The organism is Draconibacterium sp. IB214405 (assembly GCF_033963885.1).
Lineage (GTDB): Bacteria > Bacteroidota > Bacteroidia > Bacteroidales > Prolixibacteraceae > Draconibacterium.
In genome coordinates this window covers 885,859-900,708 of sequence record NZ_JAXBMA010000001.1, presented here as the reverse complement: position 1 = coordinate 900,708, position 14,850 = coordinate 885,859, and the positions used below count along the sequence as shown (strand labels likewise).

6 protein-coding genes are annotated in these 14,850 nt (G+C 41.7%); all 6 read right to left on the bottom strand.

Features of this window, described 5'->3' with window-relative positions; translation table 11 throughout:
• Positions 1 to 112: 112 nt before the first annotated feature.
• Complete coding sequence (locus tag SLH46_RS03310) at positions 113 to 784, bottom strand: hypothetical protein (RefSeq protein ID WP_320279725.1); 672 nt, start codon at positions 782 to 784, stop codon at positions 113 to 115.
• Between the two features lie 54 nt (positions 785 to 838).
• Positions 839 to 5,560: an efflux RND transporter permease subunit gene (locus SLH46_RS03305; protein WP_320279724.1), complete on the bottom strand. Its 4,722-nt coding sequence runs from the start codon at positions 5,558 to 5,560 to the stop codon at positions 839 to 841.
• A 105-nt stretch (positions 5,561 to 5,665) separates the two neighbouring features.
• The gene (locus SLH46_RS03300; RefSeq protein WP_320279723.1) at positions 5,666 to 8,761 is read right to left on the bottom strand and encodes an efflux RND transporter permease subunit; all 3,096 of its coding nucleotides are present in this window, start codon (positions 8,759 to 8,761) and stop codon (positions 5,666 to 5,668) included.
• Between the two features lie 71 nt (positions 8,762 to 8,832).
• Positions 8,833 to 9,891 carry an efflux RND transporter periplasmic adaptor subunit gene (locus SLH46_RS03295; RefSeq protein WP_320279722.1) on the bottom strand — a complete coding sequence of 353 codons (1,059 nt, stop codon included), beginning with the start codon at positions 9,889 to 9,891 and terminating at the stop codon, positions 8,833 to 8,835.
• Positions 9,892 to 9,910: 19 nt separating this feature from the next.
• Entirely contained in the window at positions 9,911 to 11,404 is a 1,494-nt protein-coding gene (locus SLH46_RS03290; RefSeq protein ID WP_320279721.1) for a TolC family protein, read from the bottom strand.
• 85 nt (positions 11,405 to 11,489) lie between these two features.
• Complete coding sequence (locus tag SLH46_RS03285; protein WP_320279720.1) at positions 11,490 to 14,843, bottom strand: golvesin C-terminal-like domain-containing protein; 3,354 nt, start codon at positions 14,841 to 14,843, stop codon at positions 11,490 to 11,492.
• Positions 14,844 to 14,850 lie beyond the last annotated feature (7 nt).

Here is a 14,850-nt window from a genome sequence, read left to right as displayed (position 1 = left end):
TAACCGTGAAGTTTTAAAAATTGCGGTGCAAAGTTAAGATAATTTGGGAATTACAGGAAGGTATAAAAACAGTGATGCCCTCACTCAAAGTAAGGGCATCACCTAATATCGTTTAAACGAATTTCTCGCGTTTCTGTAGATTAAAAAGTCCGTAGAGGACAAAGACGAGTGTTCCGATTCCCATAAAAATGCGGTTCTTCCGGATAATTCCCGCCCAAATAACTTCATTCAGGTTGTTTGGAATATTAAACGGATTTAAAAATGGGTTCCACTGCGTGTGTTCCATTACGTCTTGTAAAATAAGGAGTGCAACCCCAATCAAAACCATCGTTACAGCCGTTCCGTTTCCATTTTTAACAACGGTTGAGAACATAAACGACATTGATCCCAGGAATATAATCGGGTACATTAACTGGTACGACATTTCCATTAAACTTACCCGGTACAAGAGCACAGATGCCAGCGCCGAGAAAAGTACAATGATGATAAACACCAAGGTATAAATCATAATCAAGCGCACCAGCCACACTTTATAACGGTAGTTCGGAATACCAAACAAGATTTCTAACATCCGAGAATCATCATCGTTTTGTATGCCAAAAACTGACGGATAGAAAATGAGCAAAATACCAGGAAATATTAGCAGTTCGTAAACCACATCTTCCGATAAAGAGCCTCCGTTATAAACCGTTTGTATGGCAAAAAACAAAAAGAATGCAAGTGCTGCAATTAAAAACCATATAAACTTGTTCGCAAAAATGATTCGTAAATTATACCGTATCATTTTAACTAAAACATACAGCCTGTTTTTTATATTGAATTGTCGTTCCATAATTCCTTAAACAAAGTCTTTTAACAAACACAAATAAGCATCCTCAAGATTTGGCAATACGCTAACAGCGTCGGGTGCCGGCTTTTCTTTTGCCAAACAACGCATTTTAATATTTTCGCCATCACGCATATGGTGAACAATCATTTGTTTATTGGCCATATTATCGAATTCCTTAGCCGGAACTGAAAATTGCCAAACAAAATTATTACCCATATTCACCATATCGTTTGGTGTACCAAAATATTTCAGATTACCACGATTGATAACAGCCACCTGGTTACACGAGCTTGAGATATCCTCGATAATGTGTGTCGAGAAAATTACGATTCGTTCGCGGCTTAACTCAACCAACAAGTTACGGAAACGAATCCGCTCGCGTGGGTCGAGACCAGCAGTTGGTTCGTCAACCACAAGGATACGTGGCAGGTTCAGCAGAATCTGTGCAATACCAATCCGCTGTTTCATACCACCCGAAAAAGCACCAATTTTATCCTTACGACGTTCCCACATGTGAACACTTTTCAGAACGTATTCCAAACGATCTTCACGTGTTTTTGTATCTTTTATGCCTTTCAATATTGCCTGATAATCCAAAAATTCCCAGGCCGACATATTTTCGTAAGTACCAAAAGCCTGTGGCAGGTAACCGATAAGTCCCTGCAACTCTTCGCGGTACTTTTGAGTATCCATTCCGTTAATCCAGATCTTACCGTAACTCTGCTCCAGAATTCCGGTGATAATACGCATCATGGTAGATTTACCGGCACCGTTCGGACCAAGTAATCCGAACATACCTGTTTTAATTTCAAGTGTTACACCATTCAGTGCACGGAAAGGTTTCTTGCGCTTTCCAATAACCGGAATTTGACGAACCATATTAAAATAACCCCGGCGAAGCGCGCCAAAGCGACCGGTTATACGTGCAATGTTTACATCTTTATTGTGTATGTATTCTCCTGAAGCATAGAAAACGAGTAACAAATACCAGATAATGGCAATAAAAATCACCATTCCAAGGTTATCCCATTCGCGGTAAAAAATAAACAGGAATATCAGTGGTACAATCCAGAATAAGAAGTTGTAAATCCATTTATTCAGCTTCATCCAGATTGCTTTTCCACTTGATTCATTTTTGTTTATCAACACCTGATTTAACGGCACTCTTAGTAAAAAGAGGAAGAAAAATACCAGGTGCGACATGATCCACATCCATAAATTATTTTCGAGATATATGAAGGTGAAATACACGACAAAACCGAACAATGGCAATTGCCAAACCAGATCGGAAAAATCGCGAAGTTTTTTATAGTCTTTTGTAAGCCCCGCACGTTCTCGGATCTTTATTCCAGATTTCCATTCGCGAATAAAACGTGAGTCGCGGTCGTAAACTTTAACCAGTTTCCTGATAGTGATTCGGATCGGTTCATTTTCATCGATCACTTTTTCGCTGGCCTGGCGCAAACTGGTCATTGTAAATGCCACAACGCCCGGTACCAGAATTATCAGAAGAATAAAATCGAGCAACTGCCACACGAAACTGTCTACTCTCAGGTAGATGAATAGTGCACCGAGAATAAATACGGTCAACATTCCTATTTTCAGAATCAGGTTCAGCGATTTTATCCAGTTCAGCGCATTTTCCATTCCCGCATACATTGTTGGAATGAAAACCAGCGTTAACAAGGTACTCAGTGCTAATCCACCAACAACGGTAATTGCAAACGGAGCACCAATAGCGCCAACATATTCAGCCTGACCCATTGCAAGAGGAAACAGTGCAACAATTGTTGTGATAGCCGTAATAAGAATCGGTCGAACCCTTGAAAGTCCTGCTGCCATCAAGGCTCTTGATTTTCGGAAGCCCCGTTTTCGCAGAATATTTGTATAGTCGATAAGAATAATACCGTTGTTAACCACTACCCCAATCAGGATAATAAAACCCATTAAGGTATTGGCATTAAAGAGGCTGTTACCCGTAAAAATAAGTGCCAGGAACGAACCAACCGCAGCCAAAGGAATAGAGAAAATAAGTACAAATGGTGTTGATACCGATTCAAAAACCGATGCCAAAATCATAAGTATCAAAATAAAGGCAGCCGCAATCAGAAACTTAAATTCCGAATACTGATCTTCCTCGTGAATTACCTCAACAGCAACTCCCGAAGGCAATTTATAAGCTTCGATAATACCATCAATTTCCAAACGATAGGCTTCCAGCAGGTCTTTCGAATCGCTGGCTTCATCAACAAAGCTATACGTAAGTTCTATTTGTTTTTCCTGATTCACGCGCGAGATACTGGCCATACCTTCGGCATATACCATCTGGGCCAGCTCATCCATATCGTAAGTTGCACCCTGAGCGTTGTTAACCTGCAAACGGCGCAGATCTTCAATACCTTTGGTATCATCCTCTTCTTCTTCCCCATCAGCCAGTTTTTCCTTGATAACAATCTCGTACTCCTCAGTCCCCTGCTTAAAATTAACACCCGAAGTAAATTCGCGGGTAAACGTTCCAAGTTCCGACATAATATTCTGAAGTGTTATGCCGTATTCGGTGAGCAGTAACTGGTTAAAATACAAGTGAACTTCAGGTCTGTTGTTCGAAACATTTACACTTGCCCTGCGGATCGATTCCAGATCTTCGATGTAATAAAGCAGGTCTTCTCCAACGCCTTTCATCACATCAAAGTTTTCTCCTTTAATTACGATACGCTCCTGATTGGAACCAATACCCATGAATGTCTGGAATCCTTGCGATCCGGAACGACTTCCACCACCGCCACCACGGAAACTGGCACTTGACGTTGGCGCCTCAAGACTTACTTCTCCCTGCGAGATATTACCTACGCGGTCTTCAACATCCTTTTTGATTTCAGCGATCGTACGATCGTCAATATCTTTGTAATCTTCGCGTAAAATAAAGGTCAGAATAGCTTCTTCTGCTTCAATATTAGCCGAAAGATCTTGTTTTTCCGCAATATCTTCCAAACGGCTTTCCACATCAGCAACAACCTTGTCGGTTGCCTCAAGTGTTGCACCGGTTGGCATGGTGACATAAATCGAGAACTGCTCTTCTTCAACTTCCTGCAGGTTGGTGACACTTATGGCCAGCACAATAAACACAGTTAAGAAGAAAAACACCAAGGCCCCAATAATAGTTTTGGCAGGCGCCCTCATACTCGCTTTTAGCAGCAATATATAAATCTGAATTATACGGTTATTGGTTGTTACCTTTTCGTAGAAAACATTGTGCTGACGTTTTCCACGTAACAACAAGTGTGCGGCCATTGGAATAAGCAACAAAGCCACAAACAAGGAAACCATTAAGGTTGAGATGATAGAAACACCAACGTGATTACCCAGTAATTTTACCATGTAATCGGTAGAAAAAACAAAAGGTAGGAAGACCGTAACTGTTGTAAGTGTTGCCGCAACAATTGAACGCCAAACTTCTTTTGTTCCCTGCGTTACAGCCTGCTCGGGACTTACTTTATTCCCCGAAAGCCGGTAAATATTTTCGAGCACCACAATACTGTTGTCGAGCAACATCCCAATGGCTAGTACCAGACCAACCAGTGTTAAACTGTTGAGCGAAATATTAAAGGCATAGAACAGGTTAAAAGCAGTGAATACCGAAATTGGAATGGCCAGTGCGATAAATGAAACAATACGGAGGTTCTTCAGGAACATCCATAAAACAAAAATCGCCAACAATCCACCAACGAGTGCCAGATCAATAATCTGATCGATGTTCTTTTCCATTGTTTCAGCCAGGTTGGTTTGTACAACCACCTGAACATCCTTTGCGGCAAGCTTTTTATTTAATTCCGCTATTTCGTCCTGTACTTTATGCGAAAGATCGATAAGGTTGGCCTGCGAATCGCTTACCAACACCATCGAAACAGCATCCATTCCGTTTACCCGGCTTATTGATGTTTCTTCTTTAACACCGAAAAATACATCGGCAACATCTCGTAAGTAAATCGGGCCGTCGGCAACAACTATATTCTCGATATCAGAAACCTTGTCGTATTCGGCAGTAACATGCACAAAATATTGTTTTTGCGCATCGTGCAGGTATCCGGTAAAAGTTCGGTTAGTAGAATTGCTCGAAATGGCACTTTGTATTTGTGCCGGTGTAATACCATAGGCTTCGCAAGCTCCGGCATCGTAAGTCACTTCAATTGAGCGCTCTTTACCACCATAAACCGACACGGAAGCAATACCATCGATATTTTCCATTTCGGCGGTTATCTCCTGGTCTACAATGTTACGAACACGATCGGCTCCTCCACTTCCCCGAATCTGAAGCTCCATAAACTGGTTGGTGAGCTGATCCATATCGACACGGTTAACCGTAACAATAAAGTTATCGTCAAGGTCAGCAGTAACCAGGTCGATTTTTTCCTGAAGCTTTAAAAAGGTGTATTTAAAATTTACGTTTTGCTTAAAATTTACCTGTATGGAAGCCGAGCGGTTGTTGATAAAGGACGACATATCTTCAATGCCTTCCATTGTTCCGATAGCACCTTCAATTGGAACAACAGCCTGATTTTCCATGTAGGCCGGATCCACCTCTAAACGCGACTGGATCTGCACATACAACATGGGCAGTTCGGCATTTGGCATGAGTTCCACCGGCAACTGTTTGTAGGAAATATAACCCAACAAGGTTAATCCTATAAACAGCATACTGATGAATATTTTTCTGTTAATGATGAATTTCATAATTTTCGTTTAATGGAACGCTGATGACACAGGTTTAGCTGATATTCACAGATTTTTTGTTTGCAGCTATCGCCGAGTATCAATTAAATCAACATCATCTGTGTTCTATTTCTTCTTCACAAAAAGCAACCTAAACCTGTCCAACACATCGTAAACACAAGGTATTACAATTAAAGTAAGCAAGGTTGACGTAACCAGACCACCCACCACAGCCAGTGCCATTGGCGAACGCAGCGAAGCACTTTCACCAAAACCAACAGTAAGTGGTAACAAGGCCAGAATTGTTGTTAAACTGGTCATTATAATTGGTCGGATACGTTGTTGTCCGGCTTGCAAAATGGCTTCTTTACGTTCCACTCCTTCGCGCATGAGCTGGTTAATCCGGTCCACCAGAATTATGGAGTCGTTAACCGCAATACCAACCAGCATAATTACCCCGATAATGGCCATAATGTTGAATGTCTTTCCAAGCAGGAAGAAGATAAGAACACTACCAACGACTGCCAGAGGAATGGTTAACAGGATTGTAAACGGATGAATAAGCGACTCGAACTGAGAAGCCAAAACCATATAAACCAACACAATAGAGAGCAGTAATGCAAAAGTAAGGTTGGTTAACGATTCCTGGCGTTTTTCTTCTTCACCGGTAACCATTATTCGATAATTAGGCAACAGTTCGATTGTTGAAGTTACCTCGCGAATCTCGGCTGCAACATGGTCAAGAGGAAGCCCCTCTTCCAATTGGGCAGTTACTTTTCCGATGCGGTTTTGGTTTCTTCTGAAAATCTCTTTTGGAGAAACGCCATAGCTGATGTCGGCAATCTCGCTTAAACGAAATACCTGGTCGCCCGAGTTGATAATCAATGAACCTATTTCATCAATTCCTTTTTCAGGTACTTTAATGGTAATATCCTCCATTTCGCCATTTCGCTCCATTTCACCGGCATCTTTACCTTGAAGTTGGTCCTGAATCTGCGAAATCACAGTGCTGATATCAATGTTATACATTCCTGCACGCATGCGGTCAACATGAATTTCAACCTCAGGAGCACCGTCTTCAATTGAAGTCTGAACGTTAAAAAGACCATTTACACCCAGCATTTTTTCCTTTACCTGGTTCACAACGGTCTCAATCTCATCCAACTCTTCGCCACGAACTTCAACTACAACAGGCGCCTCATCGGTTCCTAAAATCGACTGAAGTGCACTTTCCTCCTGCGAATAGGAAATTTCAAGTCCTTCAATTCCGGCAGTCAGCTGATCGATGGATTTCACAATACTTTCGGTAGATATTTTTGTGTCGCTTTTAAGAATCAATTTTATTTCGGCGGTGTTTTCCCCTTCAAAAACAGCAGTGCTACTACCAGCAATACTGGATGAAGGACCTGCCTGCGAATAAATTTTATCCAGGTTATCACCCAAATAATCTGTTAAGATCGTTTCCAGGTTTTTAACCGTTGCCTCTGTTCTTGATAGTTTTGTACCTTCCTGAAGTTTCAGGTTCATGGTCAACTCATGAGTCTGAGTTTTTGGCATAAACTCAGTTCCGATAGACGGTATCAAAAGTCCTGCAGCGCCGATGGCAACCGTTGCAACAATTATTATCAACCACTTTGCATCCAACGCTTTTGATAAGAAACGTCCATAACCACCCATCTTAACCGATTTTGATTTTAACGGAGCTGTTCTGTTTCGGTAAAAACGATGGTACATCATCGGGATGAGGAAAATAGCCACAACCAACGACGATAGTAACGAGAATGCTACTGTCCAGGCCTGATCTTTAAACAACTCTCCTGAAGCACCGTGTAAATATACGATTGGCAAAAACACAATAATCGTAGTAAGAGTAGAGGCTGTAATTGCTCCTCCTACCTGTGCCGTTCCCTGAATGGCGGCATCTTTAACACTCATTCCGTTCTCGTGGTTCCGGAAAATATTTTCCATTACCACAATGGCATTATCGACGAGCATACCCGCGCCAAGCGCGAGCCCTCCCAGTGTCATAATGTTTATGGTGAGGTGGTTAAAATACATCAAGTTAAATGTGGCAATAATAGAAATTGGGATCGCCACACTCACGATCAATGTAGTTCCAAACCTGCGAAGGAAGATAAACAGGATCACAACAGCCAGTAGAATACCAATAAGGGCAGTTTCCTGTACCTCCCCGATCGCGCTGCTTATAAAACGTCCCTGGTTGGTTACGCCAATAAGTTCGTAACCGGGAAGCGCTTTTTGTATGCTAACCAATGCCTCGTTTATCTGTTCAACCGATTTTACGGTATTAAATTTGGTTTCTTTATAGATGGAAAGGCCCAGGCAACGTTCGCCATTGATATGCACAATATTTACCGGTTCTTTATTTCCGATAGAAACGGATGCAACATCTTTCAGGTAAACCGGAGCCATCGATACCCGGCTCTGATTAGTTGTTGTTTCGGTATTACGAACTGCTTTGTAACCAACGATAAGATTCTCGAAATCGTCGATGGTTTGTAACATCGATACACCTTTTACAATGTACTGCGTACCCATGTCGGTGATTTGCCCGCCCGATACATTTCGGTTGAAGTTCTCGATACGGCTGGCTACTTCGTCCATGGTCAATCCCTGTCCATCGAGTCGGTAAACATCGGTTTCAATAATAATCTCACTCTCTTCCTGCCCCGAAAGTTCAACTTCTGCAACACCTTCCAAACGAACCAACTCGTTCCGAATATAATTTTCGGCAACTTTTCTCAGTTCGTTCATATTGGTAATTTCTCTGTGTTTCAGCCCGAGAATCATTACGGGAGTTGTATTGGGATCGTGTTGCGTAATCTGCAACTCGTCAATATCAGAGTTCTGAGTCAGCGTATTCAAGGCCTTTTGCAGGTCGAGAAAAGCCTCGTCCATATCTTTGTTCCAGGCATATTCTACTGTAATCTGTGCCGATCCAACCCGTGTTGAAGAAGTTACCTGAATTACGTCCGACTGACGGATGGCAAGCGCTTCAATGTTCTCAACAAACTGCTCCTCCATTTCTTCCGGTGGCCGCTCGCCCGAAGTCACCTCTACAAAAATGCGGGGTGAATTCAAATCGGGAAAAAGATCGACCCCCAGTTTATCGTACGAAATGTAGCCCAGCAATAATACGCCGAGCACAACCATCAGAACGGTAACCGGGTAATCGACAGAAAATTTCGTTAATTTATTCATGATAAATAGTTAGAAGCTCGAAGCCCGAAGCTGGAAATAGTTATGATTTCCGGCTTCCGACTTCCGGCTTATTATAAAATCACTTTAACTTTCGAATTATCGCGGAGGGTTTCGAATCCTTTAATGATTAAACGATCGTTCGCACTTAAACCTTCCACAATTTCAATTTCATCCTGATTAGAAATTCCGGTGGTAATCCGGCGATCGTTTGCAGCACTGTTTCGCCCTACGATAAATACATATTTCCCGCGCGAGCCGGTCAGAATCACGTCTTTTGGAATTACAATTACGCTGTCTTTCTGCGCTGTAATAATGTTGGCTTTAATAAACATTCCCGGACGCAGTTTCATTTCTGGATTGTCGATTTCGAGTTTACCTGCAAAAGTTCTGGTTTCGTCGCTGATGATTGGCGACAACTCAGTAACGTGTCCGGTAAGTGTATCTTCAGTAAGTGTGTAGTTGGTAATCATCACTTCCTGTCCGGTTGTTACATCCGAAATATTTTTCTCGGGCAAATTAATCTCAACATACATTTTATTGTAGGCCATTAAACTTACCATACTTTCTCCTGACGAAACACGAACGCCTTCGGTGTAATAAGGCAAATCAACAATTACACCCGAAAATGGTGCAACAACCTGCATTTTTGCCAATTGAATTTGTGCACTTTCGTAACTGTTTTTTGCATTAATCATCGATACTTCAGAGTTACGCATTTCGAGCAAGGTAACGCCGCCTTTTTCGTACAGCGACTTCTGTTTTTCATATTCCTGCGATGAAATTTCGAGGTTCAATTTTGTCGACTCCATTGCCAGTCCGTTCAGGTACTCGGCATTCTCGAGTTTCACAATAACCTGGCCTTTTTCAACGCGGTCGCCCAACTGAAATTTACGCCCGGTTTTTGGATTTGTCTGCAGGAAATAATTTCCTAAAATCTCGGAAGTAAGCTCTGTTTCGTAAACTGCTTTGGCAGTACCGGTAGTACTTACAAATTGCTGAATACTTTTTAATTTGATGTTTTCAACCGAAACAGGAACTGCAAGCTCAGTTGACTCAGAACTGGTTTGATTGTTGCACGAGATGGCGGCAACAACAACACCCAACAGGATAAGTAATTTTATATGCTTCATTTTGGTATAATTTTCTGGTTTATTCTTTATTATCGATTGAATACAATTCCGAAGGAATAATTGCTTCATTCTTTTCAAAATCGTACAACGACTGTATCTTAAGGTTTAATAATTCGATTTTATAGTTTATCAGTGCCTGACTTAATGCCACTTTCTGAGTAGAAAGCTGGTTTTGATATAGGTTAAGATCCATACCTGTCAGGTCGCCGTTTTCGTAACGCTCCAGGTTAATTTCATAAGTCAGCTGGGCATTCCTTTCGTTTTGCTCAGCCAAATCAATCTGGTTCAACTGGTTCTGAATGTTACGATAAACCTGACGGATATCAACCACAATCTGATTGCGCTCTTCGTTCAGGTTTAACTCCTGCGATTGAATTGAAGCTTCGGCAGCAGCAATTCGTGCTTTACGCTCGCCCCAATCGAAAATTGGAATATTGAAGCTAATTCCTACCGACGGACTTTTTGTTGGGTTCTGATAAATATTACCCAGGTCGCCATTATCGCCGGTGATACCAAATCTCAGGTTCATATCTCCCCTGAATTCGTTCTGTGCTTTGGTACGGATAAGATCAAACTGACTGGTTTCCACATCGATTTCGCGCTGGCGCAACTCCATTCTCGAATTCAAACCATTTTCAATGGCTTTGTCCAAATCTACAGGAACCGGATTCACGCTTACGTCGGCTAAAATCATAATATCCTCAAAAAGATCCATACCCAGATAGAGTTTTAACTGGTCTTTGGCATTTTCGAAAGTAACCTCGCTGTTTTGTAAGGTAGATTTTGCCGACGCCAGGTTTAACTCAGCCTGGTATTCTTCTTCTTTTGCAGCCAAACCGGCTTCAACCTTATTCTTAATTATGTCGTAACTTTTTTGCGTGTTGGCCAGCTCGTCTTTTGCAATCGCCAAATTCATTTGCGCCATATAAACATTGTAAAAGAATTCGGTAACATTCTTTTCAAGGTTTAAATACTGCATTGCGTAACTGATCCTTGCGTTTTCAAAGTTCAACTCCAGTTCTTTTAACTCGAGTTTTAATGAGTTATAAGTAAATAATGGCTGATTCAGATTCAGATACAGGTTATTAAAAAATACCTCACTTTCGGTACTCGACGAAGAGGAATTATTACTCGACCAGCCAAATTCGTTGGTTAACGAGATGGTACCATCGGTTACCAAAATAGGTTGTGCTACGGTAAACAAGGTACTTGTTTCGAAGTTTTCGTTGGTATACCACTCCGAAACACGGTTATCGAAACGACGCTGTTTGCTGTAGTTTACCGGATCAACCTGAAGCGAAAAACGTGACTTTAAAGCTGCACGTTGCGCCTCAAGGTTTTTCTGGTAACGCTCAAGGTTTAATAACGACAGCTTCAAATCGGGGCTCCCCGTTTCGGCAATAATTAAGGCCTTATCGAGGGTTAAGGCTTCTTGTGCCTGAACAGCAAAAGTTGCAGCAACCAATAAAATGGCCATCGCTATCTTTTGCATAAGTTTGATTTTTGTTTTCATACAATAAAAATTTTTCTTCAATGGTACCGCTTAGAATCCGCTCCTGCTGAACAGTTGCTGTTTTCGTCACGTATGTTGATTTATTTTATAATTCCACAATTTTAACTGCGTCAGCATAAATCATTCGCAGCTCGGTTTTGTCGGTCAATTCAATCACTGCTTTTTCTGATGAAAAATAGAACGATCCTAAATGACACCAGCCGGTTTCGTTACTTTGTGCATCAAGGAATGCTTCTTCGGCACCGTCGTCGCCATGAATAATAAAATTGTAACTTCCTTTTTCCTGTTGACGGTTTCGGCCAAAGCCACGTCCTTTGTAGAAATGATAGTAAACATCGTAATATCCCGGCTCTTTCACAGGAACATTCCAGCGTGCAACCTGCTCGCCATTTCCACCTTTAATGTAATAACCGGAACGAACGTATTCCCCAAAAAAGTCGTCACCGGTAATGGCAGTCCAGCTAATTGGCGGACGCCACCAGTTTATTGATGCGTATTTCTGCTCTGTTTCGTCTTCGGTAACTATTAATTTTTCGAGCAAACTCACTTGTTTGTTTTCCGTTATCTCAAAACCGGGATCTTCGTTATCCACAATTTCTTCGTTTGGTAATTTTGTTTGAACGGGCGTGCTGCTGATACGTTCTCCTTCCCAGGCATTCAACTTCAGATCTTCTTCCACTTCGCGGAACATTTCCATATAGGTTTGCGGAATATTTTTCGAAGTGAGCGAATTGAATATTACCATTCGCGGAGAACCATCAAACAGGTAACTCAACTCTTTGGTTTGATGAGCGGTAAGTTTGATCAGTTTATCCACAGTATCTTCCGAACCCATTCCCGGAGGTCCAAATCCGCGGCCGCCACCACCTCCTCCACTGGAGAGTCGGAACGTAAGTTTTATCAAACCATCAATGTCTGAAAAATTGGTGACTTTCAACGAGATCATGGTTTTCATTGCATCACCCGACTTAACTTTTACTCCTTTAATTGGTGAAACCAGGTAACCTGGAAGAGCCTTTGCTTTAAACCAGGTATTCATCATTGGCTCCAGCTCGATATCAAACCGCTCTTTAATTTGTTCAGCAAAATCGTGGAAGCTGATATTTTGGTATTTATTATCATCCAGAACGGTCCGCAGAAAATCTTCAAATTCGGCTTCTCCGGCTTCCAGTTTTACGTTCGAGAATAAAACATCGCCTTTTAATTTGATTACGTCGTTTACAATATCCTTCTGATCAGGATCGGCAAGAATTTCTTCGAATGAATAATCCTGCAATGCAATATTGGCAAGCACTTCAGAACTTTCACCATTCATATTGCTCATAAATAACGAGCGCATATCTGTGGTCTGGCTTTTCAGGTAGGCTTCAAATACCCGGTTGGTAATTGGCCAGTTGTCCGACTGAATATTATTCTGGAAATTATATAACCACGGAAATATGAAATAAGGATTATTCGACGACTCCATACTCATTTCTCCACGCGAAAACGAACGCTCGGTTTCGTTTTCCTCGGTAAATTTATTCAGGAACTCACCGACTACACGCAATTCTTTGTCCTGATCGGTCATTTCAGCACCGCCGCCACGGCCTCTCCAACGGCCCATACGTTCTTTTTGCTTTTCAAAATCAGCCTCGCGCATCATAAACCCTTTTTCCTGAATAAGAACCTGTCCGGGCTGAACAACTTCCTGAACCGAAGTCCACATGCGTTCGTATGTTTTAAATTGTGCCGGCACTTCAACCAAGGCCAGTTTGTCGGAATTGTATTCAAGATCGTAATTCCGTTTGAAATCCTCGAAACGTTCAGATATAACGGATGCCAGCGTATCTTTCGATTCAGGGAAAACATCTTTAAAATAATCGTGCCCCTGCATTAACCACACTCCAAACTGGAAGTTGTTATGCTCCATTGTTTTCAATTCGTATTTTCCGATGGCCAGCGACAACTGAGTTAACGGCGTTTGAGGTTGAAAACGAAACTGGCCTTCTGCCACTTCGGTCATTTCTCCTTGCGAAACAGGCTGTAATCCCGGCTTGGTATTAACAGTAAGCGTATAATTTACGAACTCCGGCATGTACCAGCTTACATCCTCCGAACTGTAAGTAACACCGGTTTTTGGATACCAGTTAGCTTCGCGGGTGAGTAAAACATAATCCGGATTAACAAAGGCATATCGTTTGTCAACATTCAATACAAATTTTCCGTATTTCTCCAGCCTGGTTTCTTCCTCGATGTCGAGGTAACAATAGGCTTCATCAATTTTTCCGGCATACGAGAACTCGATTTTAGCACTGTCGCCGGGTTGCATATTAACCTGATCTGAAATAAGTATCAGATGATTCTTTCGTACAAATGGCAAAGCTTTTCCATCTACCTTCAAATCGTTTACTTCCAAGCCTGCATTCAAACTAAAAATGAGTTTGGTTAATGGCTGTGGCCGGTTATTAACGATCGTCATTGCGGACGTAACGCTAAGAGAATTCCCCTTATGATCAAGTTTTATATCATTCGAAACAACATCTGCAGTGGGTTCGCCTACATACTGATTATTCAGTTCGATAACCTCGGTGCGCAGTTTTTCCGTCTTTTTGAAACTCGTGATATGATTAAATGCCAGATAACCCGAGCCTCCAACGAACACCAAACTAAATATCAGCGATACGTAGGTCATCGGGATAGATTGCGGCAATCGTTTAAGCAGGAAAATGGTAAGGAAAATAAACCCGGCTCCCAAACCAAAGTAAATTCCACGATGAATCAGAAGAACATCGAGATTTCCAAAACCAACAATATCGGAACTTAGCATTGGGATACTAAAAGCCATGTAGTCGAAGATGTAATAATACTTCGCCTGCAACAGAAATAAGGTAATACCAATGTAGCCCAGCACCAAAACAAAAGTAATGGCCTGGTTACGAATCACACTCATTAACAGGAACGACAGTCCCATGATAAAAACAAGTGTCGGGATACTAATCAGTAATAAATAAATGCCGTACGAAACCCAGTCGATAGATGTATTTTTTGCCAGTGCATTAAACACCAGCGCCAAAATTACCACGGCGATGTTAAGGATCATAAACACCTGCATGTTACCAAGTGTTTTCCCGATAACGTATTCGCCGTTGGTCATCGATCGCATGTAAATAACTTCGGTAGTATCGAGTTTTTTATCGCGTTTTAAAAAGTCGGATGCCAGGAATACTGCAATAACAGCCTGTGCAACGTTAAGAATCAACAGGTTAAAATATGGTATCGCACTTGGAATTGCACGAATGGCCCAACCTTCGGAACCGCCGCCTTCAATCACCATCCCAAAGTTCATTCCGAACAGAACCAACAATGAAAGCACACTGAAAATGCGGAAAAACCAACTGCGAAAAAGCGTTTTTCGCTCGTACTTTGCAATTGAAAAGATATTATGTAACGAGATCATTGTTTAC

Coding starts and splice junctions, on each gene's coding strand:
- SLH46_RS03310 (WP_320279725.1), bottom strand. CDS start 784: ATGATACGGTATAATTTACGAATCATTTTTGCGAACAAGTTTATATGG.
- SLH46_RS03300 (WP_320279723.1), bottom strand. CDS start 8,761: ATGAATAAATTAACGAAATTTTCTGTCGATTACCCGGTTACCGTTCTG.
- SLH46_RS03305 (WP_320279724.1), bottom strand. CDS start 5,560: ATGAAATTCATCATTAACAGAAAAATATTCATCAGTATGCTGTTTATA.
- SLH46_RS03290 (WP_320279721.1), bottom strand. CDS start 11,404: ATGAAAACAAAAATCAAACTTATGCAAAAGATAGCGATGGCCATTTTA.
- SLH46_RS03295 (WP_320279722.1), bottom strand. CDS start 9,891: ATGAAGCATATAAAATTACTTATCCTGTTGGGTGTTGTTGTTGCCGCC.
- SLH46_RS03285 (WP_320279720.1), bottom strand. CDS start 14,843: ATGATCTCGTTACATAATATCTTTTCAATTGCAAAGTACGAGCGAAAA.